Origin of the sequence: Jonquetella anthropi DSM 22815 (assembly GCF_000237805.1) — a bacterium.
Lineage (GTDB): Bacteria > Synergistota > Synergistia > Synergistales > Dethiosulfovibrionaceae > Jonquetella > Jonquetella anthropi.
Map to the genome: position 1 here is coordinate 485,026 of NZ_CM001376.1, position 22,225 is coordinate 507,250.

The following is a 22,225-nucleotide window of genomic DNA, read 5'->3' on the forward strand; positions in this document are numbered from 1 at the left end:
GGCAAGGTTCGGGAGATCTGAGACGGGAGGGCTGAACCGTGCGTCGGAGAAAAATATTCCTGTCCGAAAGGCTTCGCCTCAGCGACGGGGTCGTCGTCGCCTGGTCGGCCCCCAGCGCCGGACGGCGCGTGCTGATGATCCCCGGGCTTGGCGGCGACAGCGGGTGCTGGGGGCGCCTGCCCCGCGTGATGGAAGCGGCGGGCTTGGCCCCCGTGCTGTTTGACCCGCGGGGTCTCGGCGGGTCGTCCCGGGGAAGCTCGCCGCTGACGATTGAGCTTTTAGCGTCCGACGCCTGCGAGATATTTCAGCAGGTCGGCCCCTGCGCCGTCCTTGGTTGGTCCATGGGTGCCAGCGTCGCTTTTGAACTGGCCTGTCGGGTGCAGGAAAAAGTTCCCCTCGTTTTTCTGGCGTCATCGCTGAGCCAAGCCCCCAAGCCCGGGACGTCCCTGGACCGGCTGCTTCACTGTTCCAGCGGAGAGTGGGGGACGTTTTTGATGAAAGCTCTGGCCTTTGACGGCGCTTCCGGTTCGGCCGAGCTCGGCGGAACCGGCGCGGTCCTTGAGGAGTACCGTCAGGCGCTTTTGCGTTGGACTTTTCGCCCCCAACGGGCGTCGGCCCTCCGAGGCCCCGCGCTGTTTCTTGCCGGGCGGGACGACGGACTAGTCAGCCCGTCAGAAGTAGAGCGCACGGCCAAGATGATACCGGGCAGCCGGTACCTCTGCGTGAAGGGCGGGCACGGATTTTTTTACCGCCATCCTGAAGAGACGGCCCGCGCGATGTCCGACTTCCTCGCGGAATCTGACGGTTAAACGAGCTTCCGCTCCGTAAAAAAAGAGCCGCTCCGTACGGAGCGGCTCTTTTGCTGTGAACTAGTTTTCCTCAAGAACCGGGTGCCAGACGCGCTTCAGCATTTCGTCGGGGTCGCCGGCGGGCAGAATGTTGAACTTCTGATAGTCGGCGATGGTGCGGCGGAGGGTCGACTCGGTCTCGGCGTCGGTCAGGTCGTAGTGGAAGGTCTTGAAGATCTTCTTGACCAGCTCGATGTCGCCGCTGGCCCAGCCGTTGGCCTTGAGGATCTCGACCGCCTCGTCGGGGTGCTCGCAGATGAACTTCTTGGCCGCCTCGTGAGCTCGGGTGAGCTTCTTGACGGTGATCGGGTTTGCCTTGTAGAAGTCAAGGTTGACGGCGTGAATGCAGCAGCAGTCGCGCTCAAAGTCCGGGTCAGTGGTGATCGAACGAATGGCCTTGATCTTGCCCTGGTCGACGAACTGGCGGGCGAACTGATCGCTCAGCAGGATGGCCTGAATCTCTCCGCTTTCAAGGGCCAGGACGGCGGCGCCGCTCTCGACGACCTTGTACTTTACGTCCTTCAACGGGTCGATGCCGTCTGCCGCCAGCAGGCGCATGGTGATGTTCTGATCGGAAGCGCCGATTCCGTCAGGAACGGCGATCGTCTTGCCCTTCAGGTCGGCGGTGGACTTGTACTCGTCGGTGTTCAGCACGTAAAGGGTCTTGCAGCCCGTGTGGATTCCGGCGGTGAAGACCATGCGGACGCCCCGGAGAGCCGGGACGAGCAGAGTGGCGATATGGTCGCCGGCCAAGTCGATCTTGCCGGTGCCGATCGCGTCGCCCTGGGCGCTGCTGCCGCCCTGATACTTCGTGATAGCCGTCTTCAGGCCTTCGGCCTCGTAGAAGCCCTTCGCCTGGGCGATACCGAACGTGCCAAGGCAGAGCCCGCCGTTGTAGCCGACGCGGATCGTCTGGTTGTACGCCGGTTCCTTCTTCCAAGCTTCGTTCTCCTCTTCGGCAGTCATGGCGAATGCCGAGCTGGCCGCGAGGGCCATCATTGCTGCGATGGTGCAGATGCGCTTCATTACGAACTCCTCCTTTGTGATTCCCCGTACGGGGGCTGTCGCTTCGGTTCAGTCGATACGTCCAAAGTCGAGCATCTCGAGAACCTTGGCGTGATACCCTAAAAATTCGTTGCCGGCGCGGTTCCGCGGGTACGGCAGGTCAACTTTGATGTCCTCGCGGATTCGGCCGGGGCGCGGGGCCATGACGATAACCCGCGTGCCCATGTAGAGAGCCTCGTCGATGTCGTGGGTCACCATCAGGGTCATGTGTCCCGAAGTCCGCCACAGGGCCAAAATCTCGTCCTGCATTCTCATGCGGGTGAACGCGTCCAGCGCGCCAAGCGGCTCGTCCAGCAGGAAAACGTTCGGGTGGTTGATCATGGTCCGAATCAGCGCCAATCGCTGGGCCATGCCGCCCGACAGCTGGTGCGGAAAGTCGTTTCGGAAGTCCGAAAGGCCCGCTATTTCCAGCAGCTTGTTCACGTCGTCTTCCCGGCCCGCCAGCGTTCCGGCCATTCTCAGGCTGAACGTCAGGTTCTGTTCCACCGTCATCCAGGGGAAGAGCGTCGGCTTCTGGAATACCATGCCCCGCTCAGGCGACGGCCCCTGAACCGGCTGGCCGTTCAGCTGGACGGTTCCGCTGGTGGGGACGATGAGGCCGGCCACAAGCCGAAGGATCGTCGACTTGCCGCAGCCCGACGGCCCGACGATGGAGATGAACTCCCCGTCCGTCACGGTCATGTTGATGTTGCTCAGCGCGTTGGTTACGTCGTCCGTTTCCGTCCGGGCGAAGCTCTTGTAAACGCCGTCCAGCTTCAGCACGTTCATGACTGAACAGCCCCTTCCTGCCAGCGAAGCAGCCGCCGTTTGATCTTATTCAGCAGCCAGTTCACCGCCACGAACACGACGCACAGCACGACGATCGCGGCGTACATCTTACCGTACTGGGCCCAGCTCTTCTGCCAAGTCACGTACCAGCCCAGCCCGGACTCGACGCCGATCATCTCGGCGACCATCAGGGCCATGCAGGCGCTGCTCATGCCCTGAGTGAGCCCTTGAAGGATATTTGGCAGGGCGAACGGCAGGGCCACCCGGAACACCAAATGCCGCGTCTTGGCGCCGAGGGTCCGCGCGGCCTCGTAGAACGACTTGTCGATGTTCCGTATCCCCGTTATGGTCGCGATCGTGAGGGAGTACCACACGCCCAGCGCGATGATGAAGACGCTCCCCTTGAACAGCGACGACGCCAAAACCATGACAACCGGAATCCACGTGGTGGAGGGGATCGCGCCCAAAAGCCGCATGAACGGGGCGATCCAGTAATCTACCCGCTTGTTGTAGCCGCAGGCGACGCCGGTGAGCAGTCCGAGCAGCGCGCCGGTGAAGTACCCGGTGAAAAGGAGCATCAGCGAATGCCACGTGCAGTCCAGCAACTGGAGCCGGTCTTCGATCGCCGCGTTGAGGATCTGGTCGACCCAAGGGAAATAGGGCAGGACGAACTTCCCGGTTTTTAAGGTCACCCAGTCGTACCCCAGCAGCAGGAGGAACACCAGCGAGTAGAACGGCGCCCCGTGGCGCAGCCGGTCGTAGACCCGTCGGGAGAAAAACGACCCGATGAACGCGGCTGCGGCGGCGGCGATAAGCGCGCCGAGGAAATAGGCGTAAGTCATCGTGTGGGAGTTGCCTTCAAGGTCGGGCAGGCACAGGTATTCAGCCATGGCGAGAAGTCCGGCGAATATCGGCATGGCCCGAATCAAAAGGTCAAGAGCTGCCCTCTTTTTTGTCAGGGGAGCGCTTTCAAGTTCTCGGAGTTGGTCTTTCGTCAAAGTCCCGTGGTCCAGCGACGAGAGAACCCCTGTGGGGTTTGTGCGACAGTTCAAGGAGTTTCCACCTCTTTGTGAAATTTACAGCATAATCATTATAGCTTACTGGGTAGCTAAGTCAACCGAAATGGCAGAAGAGTATTGCGTGGAAAAATCCATTGGGAAACCACGTATTATCTGCGTTTTTAAAGATCTTAAAATGATAAATTTCTGTTGAAAGCATAAATATTAAGGGAGATAGCCTCAAATTTTCAGGCGCTTGACGAAAAGAGCTTGCCGAATGGAAGTCCTTCTGTCAGTCGTTCTGCTGGGGAACGGCGCCTTGAAAGAAAAGGTATTTTTACCGTTCAGATGGCCATTCAGTCAGGCTCATTTGTGCAAACTGGTAAAATGGTATATACTTTTTATGACGCAGAAACTATATTGTCGCAATTTTTTGTCTTGGCGATACGAAGAAGAGGAGGAGATTTCAATGGAACTGTCCCGTCGCATTCAGCAGCTCACAGCGTCGCCGATTCGCAAGCTGGCTCCCTACGCGGAGGCGGCCAAGAGCAGAGGGGTGAAGGTGTACCATCTGAACATCGGCCAGCCCGACATCGCCACGTCGGACGTCTACTTCAAGGCGATCCGCGAGGCGAAGCTGACGACCGTGGCGTACACGAACTCGCAGGGCGAAAAGCCGCTGCGGGAAGCCATCTCCAAGTACTATGCCAAGTGGAACATTCCGTACTCGCCTGAAGAGATCATCGTCACGCACGGCGGCACCGAGGCCCTCATTATCGCTATGTTGTCCGTCTGCGACCCGGGCGACGAAATCCTCGTGTTTGAGCCGTACTACGCCAACTACTCGTCGCTGGCCAAGGCGTTCAACGTGACGCCGAGAGCCGTCGCCACCGACCCGGAGACGGGATATCACCTGCCGGACGATAAGACCATCCTCGCCAGCCTGACCGACAAGACGAAGCTGGTGATCCTGACGAACCCGGGCAACCCGACCGGCTCGGTCTACACGGCCGATGAGCTGAAGCGGCTGGCCAAAATCGTCAAGGATCGGGGCCTGTTTGTGCTGGCCGACGAGGTGTACCGCGAGTTCGTGTACGAGGGCTCCTACACCAGTATGGCGTCGTTCGACGATATTCGGGATCAGGTGCTCATCGTCGACTCGGTGTCCAAACGTTACAGCGCCTGCGGCGCCCGTATCGGAGCGCTGCTCTCCCACAACAAAGAGCTGATTGCCCAAAGCATGAAGTACTGTCAGGCTCGGCTTTGCGTGCCGTCGCTGGAGCAGATCGGCGCTGAGGCAATGTACCTGCACACGGCCGACACGTACTTAAAGTCGGTCAACGACGAGTACCGCCATCGCCGCGACACGCTGCACAAGGCTCTGATGGCTATCCCGGGCGTTAAGTGTCCAATGCCCAGCGGCGCGTTCTACATGATGGTTACCCTGCCGGTTGACGACAGCGAGAAGTTCGCCAAGTGGCTTCTGGAGGAGTTCCAAGACGCCGGCGAGACGGTGATGCTGGCTCCCGGCGCCGGCTTCTACGGCACGCCGGGCAAGGGCGTTCACGAGGCCCGAGTCGCCTACGTCCTGAAGGAGGCGGATCTCCTTCGGGCCGCCGAACTGCTCAAAAAAGCTCTGGCCGTCTATCCCGGCAGGACCTGCTAGGTTTCGGAGTACAGGACAGATCATCGAAAATAAAAAGGTCCGGAACATCCAAACGGATGTTTCGGACCTTTTTTGCGTTTCCAGCGGGGCAGAGGACTTATTTTCGGCCGATGGACCAGCCGCTTTGGGATGTCTGACGGCCGGCCATGGCAGCGAAGGTGCCGCCGGCTTTCAGAAGTTCGTCCGGCGTCCCCTGCTCGGCAATCTGCCCGTCTGAGAGGACGACGATCTTATCGGCGCCGGCCACGGTCCTCAGCCGGTGAGCGATGACCAGAGCGGTCTTGTTTCTGATCAGCCGGCCAATGGCCTCCTGAACGGCCGTCTCGCTTTCGGGGTCAAGGGACGCGGTCGCCTCGTCCAAGATGATGATCGGGGCGTCCTTGAGGAGTGCCCGGGCGATAGAAATTCGCTGCCGCTGGCCGCCAGAGAGGCGGGAACCGTTTTCGCCCAGAACGGTTTGATAGCCGTTGGGCATTTTGGCCACAAACTCGTCGCACTGGGCGGCCTTCGCCGCGGCTAAGACTTCCTCGTCTGAGGCGTCTCGGCGGCCCAGTCGAATGTTTTCCAGCACCGTGTCGTCGAACAGGACGACGTCCTGAAAGACGATGGCGAAGTGGGCCAGCAGCGTTTCAGGCGATATCTCACGCACGTCGGTTCCGCCGAGGCAGACCCGGCCCGAGGAGACGTCCCAGAAGCGAGCCGCCAGACGGGCAGTCGTGCTCTTGCCGCCGCCCGACGGGCCGACCAGCGCGGTCACTTGGCCTTGCTTGGCCGTGAAGGTGACGTGACGCAGCACCGGCGCGGAGCCGTAGCTGAACGACACGTCGTCAAACGACAGGTCGAACCGGTCGGGCCGGAACGATTCTCGGCCGGTCATGGCCGGCTCGTCGTCAATCTGTTTCGTCCGGGCGATCGGCTCGGAGACGAACAGCAGGTGGGCGATGAAAACCATCTCGGAGGCTAGCGGGTCATAGATGCGGCTGGCGACGGTGAGGAAGACGACGAACTCCCACAGGCCGAGAGTTCCCTCTGACAGCAGCCAGACGCCCGTCAGCAGGGTGGACACGAGCCCGAGCCGCAGGACCGCTTCAGCAGTCTTGACCATCGTCCCGCCGAGCCATTCGGCCGACATCTGGAGAGTTTCGGCCACATCGAGCTTCTCTTTCAGTCCGCTCAGGTATCGGTCCTCAAAGCCGCAGGACTTGATCGTGGCGAAGGTCTCAATGCCCTCTTGGAACGCCTCGTTCCTGCTCAGCGTCGCCTCCTTGAACTGGCGGTTTTTCTTTCCCAGCTTGCTTCGTCCGGCCAGCAGAATCCAAACCGCCGCCGGCAGAGGCCACAGGACGGCCAGTCCCATGCGCCAGTCAAACGACAATAGGCCGACCACGATGATCAGCGTGGAGAGGGCCGAACCCAGCAGCTGGGGCACGCAGTGGCTGTAAAGCTGCTCCAGCTCGGCGCAGTCGTTCATGATCGTGGTCGTCAGGTCGCTCAGGTTTCGCTGGCTGAAAAACGACAGCGGGAGCTGGCGCAGCTTCTCGGCCAAAGAGATTCGTCGGCTGGCGCTTTCTTTATAGGTCGTGATGAACGTCGACTGGTACAGGCCGAACTGAATCAGGCAGATGACGGCGACGGCGACGGCCGAGTAGAGCGCGTACTGGGCCCAGGCGAAGGCTGGGACGGGAGAAGCACCGTAAAGGAAGTTCAGCAGAGCGATGAAGGCCAGAGCCACGAGGCCCGGAGCGATCATGAACGACAGGTTAGCTAAGGCTGCCCACAGCGACGCGCGGAGCATGCCCCAAACTCCCGTGCGGGAGAGGGCGAACAGACGCTGCATATGCCGGATCATCTTGAGGCCTCCTCGCTAGCCACTTTCCACTGGGCCGCTTTCTGGTACTCGGCCCACATCTTGGCGTACAGCCCGCCGGAAGCGAGCAGTTCGTCGTGGGTTCCCGACTCGGCGATCTGTCCGTCGTCGATCACTAGAATCCTGTCGGCGTTTCGGACCGACGAGAGCCGGTGAGCGATCATCAGCGTCGTCTTATCCCGCGCGAGTTCCGTGAGGGCTTTCTGTATCTGTGCCTCATTTTCTGGGTCGGCGAACGCGGTCGCCTCGTCCAGAATCACGACCGGCGCGTCCTTGGCGATCATTCGCGCCAGAGCGATACGCTGAGTCTCGCCGCCGGACAAGTAGACTCCTCCGGCGCCGATGACCGTATCGAGGCCCTGGGGCAGTTTCTCCAAGATGTCGCCGCACTGGGCGCTGCTCGCCGCCTTCAATGCTTCCGCCTCGCCAGCGTCCGGCCGGGCGGCAAGGATATTGTTTCGAATCGACGTCTTGAACAGCCGGTCGTTCTGGAAGACTAGGCCGATATGGCTCATCAGCTCTTTCGGGTCCATCTCCCGTTCGGGTTCTCCGCCTAAAAGCACGTCGCCCTTGTCTGGATCCCAGAATCGGGCCGCCAGACTCGCGATTGTGCTTTTTCCGCCGCCCGACGGTCCCACCAGCGCCCAGACCTGCCCCTGCGGCAGGTGGAAGCTCACGCCCCGCAGGGCTGGCCGAGTTGTTCCCGGGTAGGTGAACCAGACGTCGCGGAACTCCAAGTCAAATCCCGACGGCCGGCGGGGGGCCGAGGGAACCGACAGGGGAGAAGCGTTCAGAGCCTGGTCGATACGGTTGACCGCCTCGATGGCCAAGGAGACGTTCTCGGAGGCGTACATGATCTTTGATATCGAAACTGACAGGGCTGGCGTCAAGAGGCAGTAAAAAATTACCGACGCGACCAGCTGCTTGGGGTCGGAACTCCGGCCGGCTAAAAACAGCGCGGCAGGGATCAGCAGCAGCACCGGCGAGTTGATAGCCGTCACGAAGTACGAGTAGGGGCGTCGAAAGTCCAGAGCGTACTGATTGACGAAGTGATAATAGGCCTCGACTGACGCTTTGAACTTCCGAAACGAGTGGACGGTCTGCTGGAACGTCTTGATGACCGGAATGCCTCGGATGTATTCGACTGCCGCGCCGTTCATCGACTGAAGCGCGTCCATGTACTTGCTCATCGACTGATCCTTCATGTAGTCGTTCATGTGGGCGAGGAACCAGAACCCGACGGCCAGCGGAATGAAGCAGATCAGGCCAAGCCGGAAGTCGAAGTAGACCAAGAAGATCAGCCCTGTGAGAAGGGACGCTAAGGTCCCCGCCACGTCCGGCAGCAGGTGGGCGAGCAGCGAGTGGGTCAGCGACGCGTTCTCGTTGATCACCTTCTGCAGGTTTCCGCTCGTCGTGGCCTGAACGAACCCTAAGGGAAGGGACATCAGCCGGGACATGGCGTCGAACCGAAGCTGTTTTTCCACGCGGAACGCTGTCAGGTGGGAACAGTACGCTGACAGAAACGACAGGACCACCCCGCCGGCTGCCCCGGCAAACGCCAGAACGACCCAAGGGCCGATGCCGAACGGCTGGCCGGTTCCCCAGCGGCTCAGCACCAGATTGAGCACGTACCACACGGACGCTAGCGGCAGAAGGGACGAGACGGCAGCCGCGGCAGACAGGATTAGCGACAGGGGCAAGAACCACCGAAGCGATCCGGCAATGCGGAACAGGCGTGCCAACGTCTTTCCGGCAGAAGGTTTTTGAGCGGCATTTTGTTCCATGTTACCAACCTCGATTCTTTACGACTTTTTCGGCGTCGCCTCCGGCGCCGGATTTTTCATCAGCGTGAGCCAGCCGCTGACAAAAAAGTTCTGCACGGCTCGGGCGTAGGCGAACGCCTCTTCTCGGTTCATCTCCCGGATGGCGATCTCGAACATGCAGGCGAACATCGCCCGCGAAATGGAGTAGCTGAACAGCTCGTCAACCGGTGTGATCTTCATCCCTGCGGACGTCATTCGGAAAAAATAGCGGCGCGTCGCCGAGTTCTCAATGCTCGTCAGGTTGTCCAGATACCGCTCCCACCGCGTTCCGCCGCCAGCCGTGAGGATCAGCCGAAACTCCGCCTTGTGGCTCACGATGTAGTCGACCATCTCGCTGAACGTCTCTGGGTCTGACTGGCCCATGGTCTCGTGCTGAGTCCGCTCGTCCAACGCCTCAAAGGCGGCGATGTACTTGCGGAGTGATACCTCAAACTCCGCGCCAGCTACGGCGACCAGCGCGTCGAACAATTCGTCCTTGCTCCGGTAGTACCCGTACAAGGCGCCGGTCGTCACGCCAGCCCGAGCGGCAATCCGACGAAGCGACGCGTTCCGAAACCCCTTCTGACTGAATTCCGCCCGCGCTGCGGACAAAATCGCCTCCTGCGTTGACTGAACGATGATTCCTCGCCCCTCTCAGTGATATAACGCTGTTATATTAGTTTTAGCTAACATAATTGTCAAGAGACCATCTGACCGGGCGGCGGCTCCGCCGGGGTATTCTTGACCGGCGGCGGCGGTCTGATATACTATTTCACATCTGATATTGAGAGTTGATTGTAATTTTGGGGGGGCACTGGATGACCAGAGTATCGTCTCGGGCAGAGCGGCATCAGAAGCTGCTGGATTTGCTGCGCCGCAGTCCGCTTTTCACAGACGAGGATCTGTCGGAGCTCCTGAACGTGAGCCTGAGCACCGTTCGGCTGGATAGGATCCTGCTCGGCGTGCCTGAAGTTCGGGAGCGGGCTCGTTCCATGGCGGAACAGGCGGTGAGCAGGCTTCGGTCACTGCGGGAGAACGAGTTTATCGGCCGGCTGCTGGAGCTGGAGCCGAACAGATTCGCCGTGTCAGAGCTCATTGCCGGGGCTGAAATGGCGTTTCGGCACACGGACCTGATTTGGGATCATTACATTTACGCTCAGGCAAGCGCTCTGGCAATTGCGGTTGTCGAAGCTGACTGGGTCATCGTCGGATCGGCCCGGGTGAGGTACCGGCTTCCGGCGAAAATCGGCGATCGGCTGATTGCCACGGCCAGAGTCGGCGTCCATAAAATGGGAAAGTACATTATCAGCGTCAGAACGGCTGTCGAGGGAAAAGAAATTTTCGTCGGCCGGTTCATAGCTGTGGCTCACGACCCTCAAGGTTTACACCATGATGGAGGAGAAACGTTATGATAATTGCCGTTGACGCGATGGGAGGGGACTACGGCCCGTCGGTTGTCTGTCCCGGCGTCCTGACCGCCTGCGAGCGTCATCAGGACTTGACCGTCGTTTTTGTGGGCGATCAGGAAAAAATCAAGCCGTATGTGGACGCTTCGGGCGCGGCCGGCAGAGTTTCGGTCGTCCATACGCTTGAAGCGGTAGGAATGGACGAGCACCCGTCTCAGGCGATACGGACAAAGCGCCGCTCCAGCCTTCGGCTGGCTATGGAGATGGTTCGTTCCGGCGAGGCGGACGGGTGTCTGTCGGCCGGGAATACCGGGGCCATTGTGGCAGGCGGCGTGCTGGTGGTGGGTCGGATTCGGGGCATCGCGCGCCCGGGGTTGGGAGTTTTGCTGCCGACCCTCAAACCGACGCTGCTCATCGACGGCGGCGCGACGGTTCGGTGCAAGCCCGAGACGCTGTGTCAGTTCGCCCGAATGGGCTCGGCCTATATGACTTCTCAGATGGAGCTGAACGCGCCGCGGGTCTGCCTGCTGTCCAACGGCTCGGAGGAGATTAAAGGCGACGACGTCATCGCTTTGGCTCGCGAAGCCCTGTCGGCCGACAAGACGGTAAACTTCGGCGGGTACATCGAGCCCAACGAGGTCACGTTCGGCAAAGCCGACGTGGTGGTGGCCGACGGGTTCACCGGCAACATCATGCTGAAGTCCTTTGAAGGGCTGGTGTCTTACGGCATGCAGCTGATCAAGGACGAGGTGCTCTCAGGTCTCTTGGGGAAAATTGGGCTCGGACTGTGTTATTTTGGGGCCCGCCGCCTGAAGGCGAAGCTCGACTATCAGCGCTACGGCGGTTCGCCGCTGTTGGGCGTGGACGGGGTCGTGGTGAAAGCCCACGGCCGGTCAAAGGCCCCGGCGATCACCAGCGCGATGGACGCGGCGGTTCGGGCTGTTCAGGGGGATATTGTGGGCGTCATTCGGCGCAGGGCCGGATCGGACGCTTCGGACGAAGCAGATAGGACGAAAGAGAGGCTGGAGGCCGAATGATCGGAGAGAGACTGACGAAGCTTTTGGGAATTAAATATCCTGTTATCCAAGGCGCCATGGCCTGGGTGGCCAACGCGGAGCTGGCAGCCGGCGTGAGCAACGGCGGCGGGTTGGGAATTATCGCTGCCGGCGCGACGCCGCCGGAAATTCTGGAACAGGAACTCATCAAGGTGAGAAAGCTCACCGACAAGCCGTTTGGGCTGAACATCATGCTGATGTCCCCGACGGCCGACGACGCGCTGGAACTGGCGGCTCTTCACCGCGTGCCGATCGTCACCACCGGCGCCGGATCGCCCGGCAAGGTGCTCGAGCGCCTCAAGCCGCTGGGAACGATCGTCATGCCGGTCGTTCCGACTGGGACTCTGGCCCGGCGGGTGGAGAAGCAGGGCGCCGACGCGGTGATCGCCGAGGGTATGGAAGCCGGCGGCCACATCGGCGAGCTGACGTCCATGGTGCTGACCCCGATGGTCGTCCGCGCCGTCTCCATTCCTGTCGTCTGCGCCGGCGGAATTGCCGACGGGGCCGGAATGGCCGCGGCGTTCGCCTTGGGCGCGTCAGGCGTCCAGCTTGGAACGCGTTTTGTCTGCTGCGACGAGTGCACCGCTCACCCGGCGTTTAAAGAGGCGTTCGTCAAGTCCCGGGAGCGGGCCACCGAGGTGACTGGGCAGAGCACAGGGCATCCCGTTCGGTGCATTAAGAACAAACTGACCCAGGCGTTTCAGAAAATGGAGTTTGACCACGCGCCGGTTGAGGACCTTGAGAAGTTCGGTACCGGCCGGCTTCGGGCGGCCGTTGTGGACGGCGACGTGGTGATGGGGTCGGTAATGGCCGGCCAGTCCGCCGCCCTCGTGAACGATATCCTTCCCGCGGCTCAGATCATCTCCCAGATGACGCGGGAGGCCCAGCAGATCTTGTCGTCCCTTGGGACGGCAGTTTCGGAGGTGGAATAGATGAAATACGCGCTGATATTCCCGGGGCAGGGTTCGCAGAACGTCGGCATGGGCTCCGACCTGTGCGGGACGTATCCGGCAGCAAAGGCGGCGTTCAGCGAGGCCGATAACGCGCTGGGCTTTAAGCTCAGCGACATCATCTTCAACGGTCCGGAGGAGCGTCTGACCCTGACGGCTTACACCCAGCCGGCTATTCTCGTCACGAGCATCGCCCTTTACCGGGCTCTGACCGTCGACTGCGGCGTCAAACTGTCGCCCGAGTGCGTCGCCGGCCACAGTCTGGGCGAGTACACGGCCCTTGTGGCGAGCGGCGTCCTGTCGCTGGCCGACGGGGTACGGCTGGTTCACAGCCGCGGCTCGTTCATGCAGGAAGCGGCTCCCGAAGGGCAGGGAGCCATGGCCGCCATTATGGGCATGGACCCGGATCAGGTGGAGATCATCTGCTCAGAGGTCGGGAAAGCGTCGGTCTGCGAGCCGGCGAACTACAACACGCCTGTTCAGTTGGTCATTTCCGGCGAAACGGAAGCCGTCAAGCGGGCCGCCGATCTGGCGACGCAGCGGGGCGCCCGTCGGGCCGTCATGCTCAACGTCAGCGCGCCGTTCCACTGCTCTCTGATGCGGCCTGTGGCCGATCGGCTAGCCGAGTCCATGAAGGCCTGCACGTGGAATCAGGGGGCGTTTCCTCTGGTGGCCAACGTGTCCGGTCAGCTGGTCAGCTCTGTTTCGGATATCCGGGACGGGCTGTACGAGCAGACCTACAGCCCGGTTCAGTGGGTTAAGTCGGTCCGAACCATGTGCGGCTTAGGCGTCAGCCGGTTTGTCGAGATCGGCCCCGGCAAGGTCCTTTCTGGGATGATCAAGAAAATTCAGAAGGACGCTTCCTGCCTGTCAGTCGAAACCGCCGGAGACCTGAGCCGGGTCGCTGAGTTCGTCGCGTCGGAGGATCAGGAGTGAGCCGTCTGGCTCTGGTCACAGGAGCCGGACGCGGCATAGGCAGGGCCATCGCTTTGCGTTTGGCCCAGGACGGCTGCCGGATCGCCCTTCATTATCGGTCGTCTGCAGCCGGCGCCGAAGAAACGGCTCAGCAGATTCGCACATCCGGCGGCGAAGCGGAGATTTTCGGCGCCGACCTGACCGATTCGTCTCAGGTTGCCGAGATGTTCGGCCTGATCAAGTCGCGGATGGGCAGCCCTGAAATTCTGGTCAACAACGCCGGCGCGACGAAGGACGGATTAGTGATGCGCATGAGGGACGAGGACTGGAAAACGGTCCTTGACGCGGACCTGACGTCGGTGTTTTACTGTACGAGAGAAGCCCTCAAGGGCATGACGAAGGCGCGGTGGGGTCGGGTCGTGACGATTACGTCCGTCGTCGGGCTGGCCGGCAACGCCGGGCAGGCCAACTACGCGGCGGCCAAGGCTGGGGCCATCGGGCTCACCCGTTCCGCGGCGCGGGAGTACGGCGGCCGGAACGTGACGTTCAACTGCGTGGCGCCCGGGTTTATCGAGACGGACATGACCGCCGGCCTGTCGCAGGAACTCAAGGATCAAATGCTGGCGAGCACGCCGCTTGGCCGGGCAGGTCAGCCGGAGGACGTCGCGTCTGCTGTGGCGTTTCTCGTCTCAGACGCGGCGGCGTTTATCACAGGGCAAGTCTTAGCCGTTAACGGCGGCATGACGATGCAATAAACAAGTTCATCACCCTTCCTTGAAAGGAGGTGGAACCATGACTCGAGAAGAAGTATTCGCAAAACTGAAGGAGATCATCATCGACCGTCTTGACGTCGACGAGGAGCAGATCAAGCCCGAGGCCTCGTTCGTAGAGGATCTGGGGGCTGACTCCCTTGACATTGTCGAGCTCATCATGGGCATCGAAGAGGAATTCGACATCGAGATCCCGGACGAAGACGCTGAGAAGCTCACGTCCGTCGGCGAGGCTATCAACTACGCCTGTGAAAAGCTGGGAATCGAAGGCTAGCCTTGCTCCAGCCGCATTTCAGGGGAGGCCCTGAGGGCCTCCCCTGTATTCGACGGCAAACTGTGTCCTTTTTCCCCGCAGGGGAGAACCCGGCGGGCTAGGTTTACATTTGACTCCGCGAGAGGAGTGAATTCAGTGACCATCACTGAACGGAAGGTAGCTATTACCGGACTGGGCGTCGTGAGCCCAATCGGCAGTGGCAAAAACAATTACTGGCGGGCTCTTGAAGCGGGGACGAACGGCGTCGGGCCGATTACCGCCTTCGACGCGTCCGAGTTCCCCGTACGAATTGCCGCTGAAGTGAAAGACTTTAATCCTGAAGACTATATGCCCCGAAAGGAAGCCAAACGGGCCGATCGGGCCATTCAGTTCGCCGTCGCGGCCAGTCAGATGGCCATGGACGATGCGGGGCTTGCCGCTGGATCGGTGGATCCCTATCGTTTCGGCGTGTACATCGGTTCCGGGCAGGGCGGAATTTCCACCTGCTTCGAGAACTTCCAGACTCTCATCACCGCCGGACACCGGCGGGTCAGCCCGTTCTTCATCCCCATGATGATCACCAACATGGCGGCGGCGTACGTGGCAATTCAGCAGAAAGCGAAGGGCCCGTGCTTCTGCGTCGTTACGGCCTGCGCGACCGGCGTGAACAACATCGGCGAGGCGGCTCGGGCTATCAGCCGGGGCGACGCTGACGTCATGCTGGCGGGCGGCACCGAAGCGGCGGTGTGCAGTATTTGTGTGGCCGGTTTTGCGGCCATGAAGGCCCTTTCCACCCGCAACGACGAGCCGGGCCGGGCTTCCCGTCCTTTTGACCGGGATCGGGACGGTTTCGTCGTCGGCGAGGGCGCCGGCGTGCTCGTCTTGGAGGATATGGAGCGGGCGCGGGCGCGGGGCGCTCACATTTACGGCGAAATCAGAGGGTACGGCAGTTCCTGTGACGCCAGTCATATTACCGCACCCGACCCGAACGGCGAAGGCGCAGCCCGGGCCATGCAGATGGCGGTGGAAGAAGCCGGCTGGGATCGAGTCGACCTGATCAACGCTCACGGCACGTCGACCGGTCTCAACGACGTGATGGAGTCTCAAGCGATCAACCGGGTATTCGGCGCCGCGGCGCCCGATATCCTCGTGAACTCCACCAAGTCGATGATCGGCCACGGCTTGGGCGCGGCCGGCGGCATGGAGACCGTCGCCGCCATTCAGTCTTTGGAGGAAGGAATCATTCACCGAACGCTGAACTTGGAAAATCAGGACCCGGAGTGTAACGTCACCGTGGTCAAGGAGACGCTTCGCCGGCCGGTTGACCGTGTTCTCGTCAACAGCTTCGGCTTTGGCGGACACAACGCCGTCATCGCGATCGAAAAATGCAGGAGCTAATAGCCGGCAGGACAAGCCGAGCTCAAGACCTGAGCGCTTTTCAAAAGCGCTCAGGTCTTGTTTTTCGTGACCCCGCACTGCTGGACTTAGCTCTGACTCACCGGTCGTTTGCCGCCGAGCGGGGCGGGGGAGACAACCAGCGTCTGGAATTTCTCGGCGACGCGCTGATCGAAGGGGCCGTCAGCGCCGAGTTGTTTTGCTCCCGCACGAACGACGACGAGGGGAAACTGACGAGGCGGCGCGCCCGGCTCGTCTGCCAAAAGTCTTTGGCCCGCTGCGCCGATAAGCTGGGCTTAGGGGAACTGCTGCGGCGTGGGCGGGGACAGACGGAGGCGACCGAGGCCATGAAGGCGGACGCCTTTGAGGCCTTGGCTGCGGCGCTCTACTTGGACGGCGGCGCCGAAGCGATGCGCGGCTTGGTGGACTTGATCCTGTCCGAGCCGCTCGCGCCTCTGGACGCGAAGACCCTGCTGTGCCAGTGGGGCGCCTCCTGCAGGGTAACGGTGACTTTCGAGGAGACGGGACGAACCGGCCCGGATCACGAGCCTCACTTCTTCGTCCGCGTTCAGGCCGGCAGCGAGACGGCCTGCGGCGAAGGGCCGAGCCGGCTGGCGGCTGAGCAGGACGCTGCGGGGAAGGTCATCCGGTCTCTTGAAGAGCGGGGAGAGTGCGCAATCGGTTGTCCAACTGAGGCGGAGTTGTTATAATCGGCCGAAAGCGTTTGAGTCTGAAAGGCGGTGCGTCATGAAGACGTTATTCTGCAACTGCCGTTTGGTCGATCCGTCCCAAGGTTTGGACGGGCCGGGCGCCCTGCTGGCCGAAGACGGCGTTATTCTTTGGAGCGGTTCTCAGATCCCGGAAGGAACAGAAGCCCACAGGACAATTGACTGCGGCGGCTGTGTCCTCGCGCCGGGGCTGATAGACCTGCACGTCCATTTCAGGGAGCCGGGACAGACTCATAAGGAGACTTTGGCGACAGGCTGTCAGGCCGCCGCTGCCGGCGGGTACACGGCGGTCGTCACCATGGCCAACACGACGCCGCCGATCGACAGCTCGGAGATGGTTCGCTGGACGCTCCGAAACGCCCAGCCGCTGGACTGCCGAATCTTTCCCGCGGCCGCAGTGACCCGGGGCATGAAGGGGCAGGAGCTGACCGACTTTCGCGCTCTGGCTGAAGCTGGAGCCAGCTGCCTGACCGACGACGGGCTGATGGTGGCCCGAAACGACGTGGCGTTTGCCGCTTTCAAGGAGGCGGCTGCTCTGGGCCTCGCCGTGAGCATTCACCCGGAGACGCCCGGCCTTGGCGGCGACCGGTCGGTCAATCAGGGGGACGTGTCGCGCCGATTCGGGCTGGAAGGCGTCCCGCCGGCAGGGGAAGAGACCGGCATCGCCCGGGACATCGTGCTGGCCGAAGCGGCCGGCGCTCACCTGCACGTTCAGCACGTGTCGACCGCCCGGGGCGTGGCGCTGATCGCCTGGGCGAAGTCCCGGGGGGCCCATGTCACGGCCGAGGCGACGCCACACCACATCAGCCTGACGGAAGAGCGGGTCCTGCGATGCGGCGCGAACGCGAAAATGAGCCCGCCCCTTCGGACGGAGGCGGACAGACTGGCTGTCGAGACGGGACTTCTGGACGGCACGCTGGACGTGATCGCCACGGACCACGCGCCCCACTCGCCGGAGGAAAAAGCGCAGGGACTAGCGAAAGCGCCGAACGGCGTCGTCGGCTTGGAGACGGCTCTGGCCGTCTGCTTGACCGAACTGTCGGCTAGCCCGCGGTTTTCTCTCCCGCTTTTGATCGACCGAATGAGCTGTCGTCCCGCTGCTGTTCTCGGCCTTCCGGGCGGCACGCTGAAAAGCGGCTCGCCGGCCGACCTCGTCGTCTTTGACCCGAAAGAGCGGTGGACCGTCGATGCAAGCCGTTTTCGCTCAAAGGGGCGCAACACGCCGTGGGACGGAGAAACTCTGATTGGACGGGTCAAGCTGACCGTTCTTGGCGGTCGGTTCACGTGGCGCGACATGGACGACGCCCGGTTCGCCGGACTGCAGGAGGCGTGAGCTTTGCGGGAAAAACGGACGATCATGGACGGCGCTCACATCGAGCGGGCCCTGCGCCGGGTTGCCGACGAGATACTAGAACACAACGGCGGAGCCGCCGGGCTGATGCTTTTGGGCATTCAGCGCCGAGGCGTTTACTTGGCTAACCGGCTGGCAGACCTGCTTCAGAACGCCGAAAAGGTGAAGGTCCCTAAAGGGCAGCTGGACATCACGCTGTACCGGGACGATCTGACGCTGCTGAGCGACGAGCCGATAGTTCACAGCACGTCCCTGCCCGGCGACGTGACGGGGCAGAAGATCATTCTGGTTGACGACGTGCTCTATACCGGCCGGACGATTCGGGCAGCGCTTGACGCCCTGACCGATCTGGGGCGTCCCGCGTCGGTACAGCTGGTCGTGCTGGTGGACCGGGGACATAGGGAGCTGCCGATTCAGCCGGATTTTCTGGGCCGACGGGTGCCTACGGCTTTAAGCGAGACCGTGGAAGTGAGGCTCAGCGAGTTGGACGGCGAGGATCGGGTGGTCATTTGCCAAGCGGGGGAGCTCAGGAGGGGAACAGGGGATGACGAAGGACTGGATAGGCACGCTGAGGGCTCAGGAGCAGATAGGCCCTGACCTTTACGCTGCAGTTGTAGAGTGCGCTCCCGTGGCGCGGCAGGCCCAGCCCGGGCAGTTCGTGCTGGTCTCGCCGGGGGACCGCAGCCTGCGTCTGCTGAGGCCGCTTGGAATCAGCGGCACGAGCGGCGACATGTTTGAGATGATCTATCGAAAAGTCGGGCGGGGAACCGAGCTGATGACCCGTTGGCAGCCCGGAACGGAATTCCTGTTCCGAGGGCCGGCAGGCGGGGCGTTCAGTCGGCCGACTGGCCCGGCGATAGCGGTTGCCGGGACGCTGGGCGTGGCGCCGCTCCTTTTTGCCCGGCAGGTCTTCGGTCCGTTTGAGAAAATGTTTCTCGGCGTGCCGAACGGCTCTTGGGAGCCGTTCGCCCGCTGGGTCGCGGGCAGGGCGGGCGAGACGGAGCTTTACTGCGACACCGGGGAAATCGGCTTGAAAGGGTTCTGCACTCAAGGGCTCGACGGCTTAGACCTGAGTGGCCGGTCAGTACTGGCCTGCGGGCCGAACCCGATGCTTGCGGCGCTGTACCGCCGCTGGGGCGGGACTGTGAGCGACATGCAGGTCAGCTTGGAAAAACGGATGGGCTGCGGCATGGGCGGGTGCTTCGGCTGCGTCGTCAGCCTTAAAACCGGGCGTCGGCGTCTCTGCATCGACGGGCCGGTCTTTCAGGCGAAGGAGGTGGACTGGGATGAGCTCCATCTCTAAGTTGACGTGTCACGTCGGCGGGCTGGATCTGACCTCGCCGCTCGTCATCGCCTCGGGCATATGGCCGTACGAAAAAGAGTACTGGGCCGGCGAGTACCTCGACTTTGCCGGGGCCGTGTGCTCCAAGGCCATCACGGCCGATCCGCGGCCGGGCAACCCCGGAACGCGGGTATGGGAAACGCCCTGCGGCATGCTGAACAGCATCGGTCTTCAAAACGAGGGCGCCGGGTCGTTTTTCGGCGGCACGCTGGGCCGGCTCAGAAGCTACGGGAAGCCCCTTCTGCTGAACGTCTCGATGGAAAGCTCTTCCGACTTGGAACGGATATTGGACGCCATGGAGCCAGTCGCGCCGTCGGTTGACTGCGTGGAGCTGAACGTGTCCTGTCCTAACGTCGATCAAGGCTGCATGAGCTGGGGCGTGGATCCTGCCCTGACGGCCCAAGCGGTTCAGCAGGTCCGCCGCCGGTGGAGCGGCCCGCTGTGGGTTAAGCTGACCCCGCAGGCGCCCGATCCGTGCGCCGTGGCCAAGGCCGCCCAGGACGCGGGGGCCAGCGCTCTTGTCGTCGCCAACACGTGGTTGGGAGCTGCAATCGACACGGTCAAAGCCCGTCCGGCTTTTGACCGGGTTGTGGCGGGACTTTCCGGCCCGGCGATTTTCCCCTTGGCCCTTCGGATGGTTTGGCAAGTCTGCGGCGCCGTGGATATTCCCGTCGTGGGCTGCGGCGGCGTCGCCTCGGCTGACTCGGCCGTTGCCATGCTGATGGCCGGCGCGGCGGCGGTCGAAGTGGGGATGGCGCTTTTTTCCGATTTCAGCGTCTTAGAGCGCATCGCCCGAGGGCTTGAAGAGGAAGTATCCCGCCGAGGTTTTCAATCAGTCGGCGAGTTGGTCGGTCTGGCGAGGCCTGACCGGGATTTACAGGAGAGGATGAGACGATGACAGAGAAAGACCTGCCGCTTTTTGCCGCTCTGGACCTTGACACCCTCAAGGAGGCCCGACAGACTGTTGACCGTTTGGCCGGGCTGGTCCGGGGAATCAAGATCGGGCCGAGACTGTACTCTCTGGGAGGACGCCCTTTCATCGACGAGATCGTTGACCGGGGCTTTGACCTGTTTCTCGACCTGAAGCTTCACGACATTCCCAACACCGTTCGGCTGGCGATCGAGGCCTTGGCCGACGCCGGGCTGTGGTGCGTGACGGTTCACGGCGCCGGCGGACGGCGCATGCTGGAAGAAGCTGTGGCCGCCCGAAACGCCCGAGGCTCGTCGATGAAGATCTTGGCGATCACCGTCCTGACCAGCTTCTCGGAGGAAAGTTGGTCGGAGGTGGCTCCCGGAACGTCCATCGAAGCGGCGATCCGAGCCAGAGCGAAGCTCTGCGACGATACGGGGCTTGACGGACTCGTCTGCTCGCCGCTCGACCTGCCGATCGTAAAAAGCTGCACGTCGCCTCGGTTGCTGAAAGTCGTCCCGGGCGTCCGTCTGGCTGCGGCAGGGGACGACCAGACGCGGGTTGCCACGCCGAAAGACGCGATTATCGCCGGGGCAGATTATCTGGTCATGGGTCGTCCGATCTACAAAGCAAAAGATCTGGAAGGCGCGATGGATGCAATCAAACAGTCCATACAGGAGGGATTATCATGTCGGGTCTGACCGTAGAAGAGCAGATTAAATCAATGATGATCGAGAGCGGCGCGTGGCTTCAAGGGCATTTCCGGCTCACGTCGGGCCGCCACAGCGGCAACTACATGCAGTGCGCCATGATGCTCCGCTACCCCAAAAAGGCCGCGTTCGCCGGCGCGGAGCTGGCCAAGCTGCTTCGGCCTTTGGAGCCGGATTTCATCGTCTCTCCTGCTCTTGGCGGGTTGATCATCGGTCACGAAGTGGCTCGGGCGCTTGACGTTCCGTTTTTGTTCTGCGAGCGCGAGGCGGGAGCCATGCGGCTGCGGAGGTTCCCGGCGCCGGAGGGTAAAAAGTTCGTGGTCGTCGAGGACGTCATCACGACCGGCGGCTCGCTTAAGGAAACGGCCGTTCACGTGGCATCGCTCGGGTGCCGCTGGGTCGGCTCGGCCTGCATCGTCGACCGCAGCGGCGGCGACAACGTCATCGGCCCGTCGCTCATCTCGCTGATGAAAATTTCGTTCCCGACCTACGAGGAAAGCGAGTGCCCTCTTTGCGCTTCACTGGGAACGCCGCCTGTGAAACCGGGGAGCAGAGACCTGTCCAAATGAGGCGCGGCGCCGCCCGGAGCGCCGCGGTTCTAGCGCTGGGCCTGTGCCTTGCGGTCAGCTCTGCCGCTTGCGCCGCCTCGTTTGACCTGATGACAACTGACCCGTGGCTTGGAAGCATCGGCGCGTTTTTGGGCGGGACGTACCTGCCGGTGGCGCCGATCACGCCGTGGCAGGTCGACGGCAAAACCGAAAAGCACCGCTGGGACGGCAAAACGCCCCTGTTGGCTCTCGACGTGGCGCAGGCGAAGCGGTTCCGTCTGGTTGGACGGGACGGGAGACTCCTGCCTCACGTGTCGGTTCTGTACGACGAGCGCCCTCAGACCGACGGTCAGCCTGACGAAGTCTTTTACCTCGATCCGGCTCGGCTGCCGTACGTGGCCCAGAAGGTCATGACCGTCGCCGCGTCGCTCCAGCCGAAGCACTATTCGTTTTTTCAGCGCCGGCTCGCCGAGTTCGAGTCCCGGCTCAACAGCACGATCCTGTCGGGCCGGCAGCAGCTGAGCGGCCGAAGGTTCTGGGAACTTGGCGGGTGTCTGTCCGTGTTCTGGCAGGCGTTGGGCTGTCAGGTAGAAAAAAGCGGCGCGGAAGCCAAGGCGGAGGTGCAGCACTGGCTGTCCCTGCCCGATTCGCTTCGCCGCAAAACCTCGCCGCCATGGAAAGGCGCCACGCTCATCGTCGACTGGACCGTGTCGGACTCGTTGGCCCGGTCGCTTCGCGGCGCGCCCGGCGTCGCGTTCATCGATCCGCCGGTGGGGCCCCAGCCGCTGTTTGCCCTGCACGACACGTTTCTCAAGCTGGGACAGGAGCGCCCGTGCCCGTAACGTTTTAACGGCATACAAAAAGCGCCCGCTAGGCTT

General features: G+C 62.1%; 23 protein-coding genes. 17 read left to right on the forward strand and 6 right to left on the reverse strand.

Annotated features, from left to right (window positions below):
- The first annotated feature begins 38 nt into the window (after positions 1–38).
- A complete protein-coding gene (locus JONANDRAFT_RS02180) occupies positions 39–809 on the forward strand; it encodes an alpha/beta fold hydrolase (RefSeq protein ID WP_008522598.1) in 771 nt (256 codons plus the stop codon).
- Positions 810–869: 60 nt separating this feature from the next.
- Here JONANDRAFT_RS02180 and JONANDRAFT_RS02185 read toward each other — a convergent pair whose 3' ends face one another.
- From JONANDRAFT_RS02185 to JONANDRAFT_RS02195, 3 genes are read right to left on the reverse strand one after another with little or no spacing between them, the layout of a single operon-like run.
- The gene (locus JONANDRAFT_RS02185) at positions 870–1,874 is read right to left on the reverse strand and encodes an ABC transporter substrate-binding protein (RefSeq protein WP_008520387.1); all 1,005 of its coding nucleotides are present in this window, start codon (positions 1,872–1,874) and stop codon (positions 870–872) included.
- A gap of 48 nt (positions 1,875–1,922) precedes the next feature.
- Entirely contained in the window at positions 1,923–2,681 is a 759-nt protein-coding gene (locus JONANDRAFT_RS02190) for an ABC transporter ATP-binding protein (RefSeq protein WP_008520389.1), read from the reverse strand.
- Entirely contained in the window at positions 2,678–3,733 is a 1,056-nt protein-coding gene (locus JONANDRAFT_RS02195) for an ABC transporter permease (RefSeq protein ID WP_008522600.1), read from the reverse strand. Before JONANDRAFT_RS02195 ends, JONANDRAFT_RS02190 begins: the two co-directional genes overlap by 4 nt.
- Positions 3,734–4,148: 415 nt before the next feature.
- Between JONANDRAFT_RS02195 and JONANDRAFT_RS02200 the strand changes: the two genes are divergently transcribed.
- A complete protein-coding gene (locus JONANDRAFT_RS02200) occupies positions 4,149–5,345 on the forward strand; it encodes a pyridoxal phosphate-dependent aminotransferase (RefSeq protein ID WP_008522601.1) in 1,197 nt (398 codons plus the stop codon).
- A 97-nt stretch (positions 5,346–5,442) separates the two neighbouring features.
- On the opposite strand, the gene JONANDRAFT_RS02205 is transcribed toward JONANDRAFT_RS02200, so the two are convergent.
- The 3 genes from JONANDRAFT_RS02205 to JONANDRAFT_RS02215 are packed head-to-tail and all read right to left on the reverse strand — an operon-like array spanning position 5,443 to position 9,626.
- Positions 5,443–7,194 carry an ABC transporter ATP-binding protein gene (locus JONANDRAFT_RS02205; RefSeq protein WP_008520399.1) on the reverse strand — a complete coding sequence of 584 codons (1,752 nt, stop codon included), beginning with the start codon at positions 7,192–7,194 and terminating at the stop codon, positions 5,443–5,445.
- Positions 7,191–8,996 (reverse strand): ABC transporter ATP-binding protein, encoded by a 1,806-nt coding sequence (locus tag JONANDRAFT_RS02210; protein WP_008520401.1) that lies wholly within the window; start codon positions 8,994–8,996, stop codon positions 7,191–7,193. Before JONANDRAFT_RS02210 ends, JONANDRAFT_RS02205 begins: the two co-directional genes overlap by 4 nt.
- Before the next feature lie 18 nt (positions 8,997–9,014).
- Positions 9,015–9,626, reverse strand: coding sequence for a TetR/AcrR family transcriptional regulator (locus JONANDRAFT_RS02215; RefSeq protein ID WP_155801281.1), 612 nt, complete (start codon positions 9,624–9,626; stop codon positions 9,015–9,017).
- 206 nt (positions 9,627–9,832) lie between these two features.
- Here JONANDRAFT_RS02215 and fapR point away from each other — a divergent pair, with 206 nt between their 5' ends.
- From fapR to JONANDRAFT_RS02290, 15 genes are all read left to right on the forward strand, one after another.
- Complete coding sequence (fapR, locus tag JONANDRAFT_RS02220; RefSeq protein WP_008522603.1) at positions 9,833–10,426, forward strand: transcription factor FapR; 594 nt, start codon at positions 9,833–9,835, stop codon at positions 10,424–10,426.
- Entirely contained in the window at positions 10,423–11,457 is a 1,035-nt protein-coding gene (gene plsX / locus JONANDRAFT_RS02225) for a phosphate acyltransferase PlsX (RefSeq protein WP_008520407.1), read from the forward strand. Before fapR ends, plsX begins: the two co-directional genes overlap by 4 nt.
- The gene (locus JONANDRAFT_RS02230; protein WP_008520408.1) at positions 11,454–12,407 is read left to right on the forward strand and encodes a nitronate monooxygenase; all 954 of its coding nucleotides are present in this window, start codon (positions 11,454–11,456) and stop codon (positions 12,405–12,407) included. Before plsX ends, JONANDRAFT_RS02230 begins: the two co-directional genes overlap by 4 nt.
- On the forward strand, positions 12,408–13,361 hold the full coding sequence (fabD, locus tag JONANDRAFT_RS02235; RefSeq protein ID WP_008520410.1) for an ACP S-malonyltransferase: 954 nt from the start codon (positions 12,408–12,410) through the stop codon (positions 13,359–13,361). It abuts the gene before it with no gap.
- Entirely contained in the window at positions 13,358–14,095 is a 738-nt protein-coding gene (fabG, locus tag JONANDRAFT_RS02240) for a 3-oxoacyl-[acyl-carrier-protein] reductase (RefSeq protein ID WP_008520412.1), read from the forward strand. Before fabD ends, fabG begins: the two co-directional genes overlap by 4 nt.
- A 37-nt stretch (positions 14,096–14,132) precedes the next feature.
- Positions 14,133–14,384 (forward strand): acyl carrier protein, encoded by a 252-nt coding sequence (gene acpP / locus JONANDRAFT_RS02245; protein ID WP_008520413.1) that lies wholly within the window; start codon positions 14,133–14,135, stop codon positions 14,382–14,384.
- A gap of 135 nt (positions 14,385–14,519) precedes the next feature.
- Positions 14,520–15,761: a beta-ketoacyl-ACP synthase II gene (gene fabF, locus JONANDRAFT_RS02250; protein ID WP_008520415.1), complete on the forward strand. Its 1,242-nt coding sequence runs from the start codon at positions 14,520–14,522 to the stop codon at positions 15,759–15,761.
- On the forward strand, positions 15,749–16,468 hold the full coding sequence (locus JONANDRAFT_RS02255) for a ribonuclease III family protein (protein WP_008520418.1): 720 nt from the start codon (positions 15,749–15,751) through the stop codon (positions 16,466–16,468). Before fabF ends, JONANDRAFT_RS02255 begins: the two co-directional genes overlap by 13 nt.
- 37 nt (positions 16,469–16,505) lie before the next feature.
- Positions 16,506–17,819: a dihydroorotase gene (locus JONANDRAFT_RS02260; RefSeq protein ID WP_008522604.1), complete on the forward strand. Its 1,314-nt coding sequence runs from the start codon at positions 16,506–16,508 to the stop codon at positions 17,817–17,819.
- 3 nt (positions 17,820–17,822) lie between these two features.
- Positions 17,823–18,434: a bifunctional pyr operon transcriptional regulator/uracil phosphoribosyltransferase PyrR gene (gene pyrR / locus JONANDRAFT_RS02265; RefSeq protein ID WP_008522605.1), complete on the forward strand. Its 612-nt coding sequence runs from the start codon at positions 17,823–17,825 to the stop codon at positions 18,432–18,434.
- Positions 18,382–19,140 carry an iron-sulfur cluster-binding protein gene (locus JONANDRAFT_RS02270; protein ID WP_008522611.1) on the forward strand — a complete coding sequence of 253 codons (759 nt, stop codon included), beginning with the start codon at positions 18,382–18,384 and terminating at the stop codon, positions 19,138–19,140. Before pyrR ends, JONANDRAFT_RS02270 begins: the two co-directional genes overlap by 53 nt.
- Positions 19,124–20,077, forward strand: coding sequence for a dihydroorotate dehydrogenase (locus tag JONANDRAFT_RS02275; RefSeq protein WP_008520425.1), 954 nt, complete (start codon positions 19,124–19,126; stop codon positions 20,075–20,077). The genes JONANDRAFT_RS02270 and JONANDRAFT_RS02275 overlap by 17 nt, the downstream gene beginning before the upstream one ends.
- On the forward strand, positions 20,074–20,790 hold the full coding sequence (pyrF, locus tag JONANDRAFT_RS02280; RefSeq protein ID WP_008520427.1) for an orotidine-5'-phosphate decarboxylase: 717 nt from the start codon (positions 20,074–20,076) through the stop codon (positions 20,788–20,790). Before JONANDRAFT_RS02275 ends, pyrF begins: the two co-directional genes overlap by 4 nt.
- Positions 20,778–21,368 (forward strand): orotate phosphoribosyltransferase, encoded by a 591-nt coding sequence (gene pyrE, locus JONANDRAFT_RS02285; protein WP_008520429.1) that lies wholly within the window; start codon positions 20,778–20,780, stop codon positions 21,366–21,368. The genes pyrF and pyrE overlap by 13 nt, the downstream gene beginning before the upstream one ends.
- Entirely contained in the window at positions 21,365–22,189 is an 825-nt protein-coding gene (locus JONANDRAFT_RS02290) for a hypothetical protein (protein WP_008520431.1), read from the forward strand. Before pyrE ends, JONANDRAFT_RS02290 begins: the two co-directional genes overlap by 4 nt.
- Positions 22,190–22,225 lie beyond the last annotated feature (36 nt).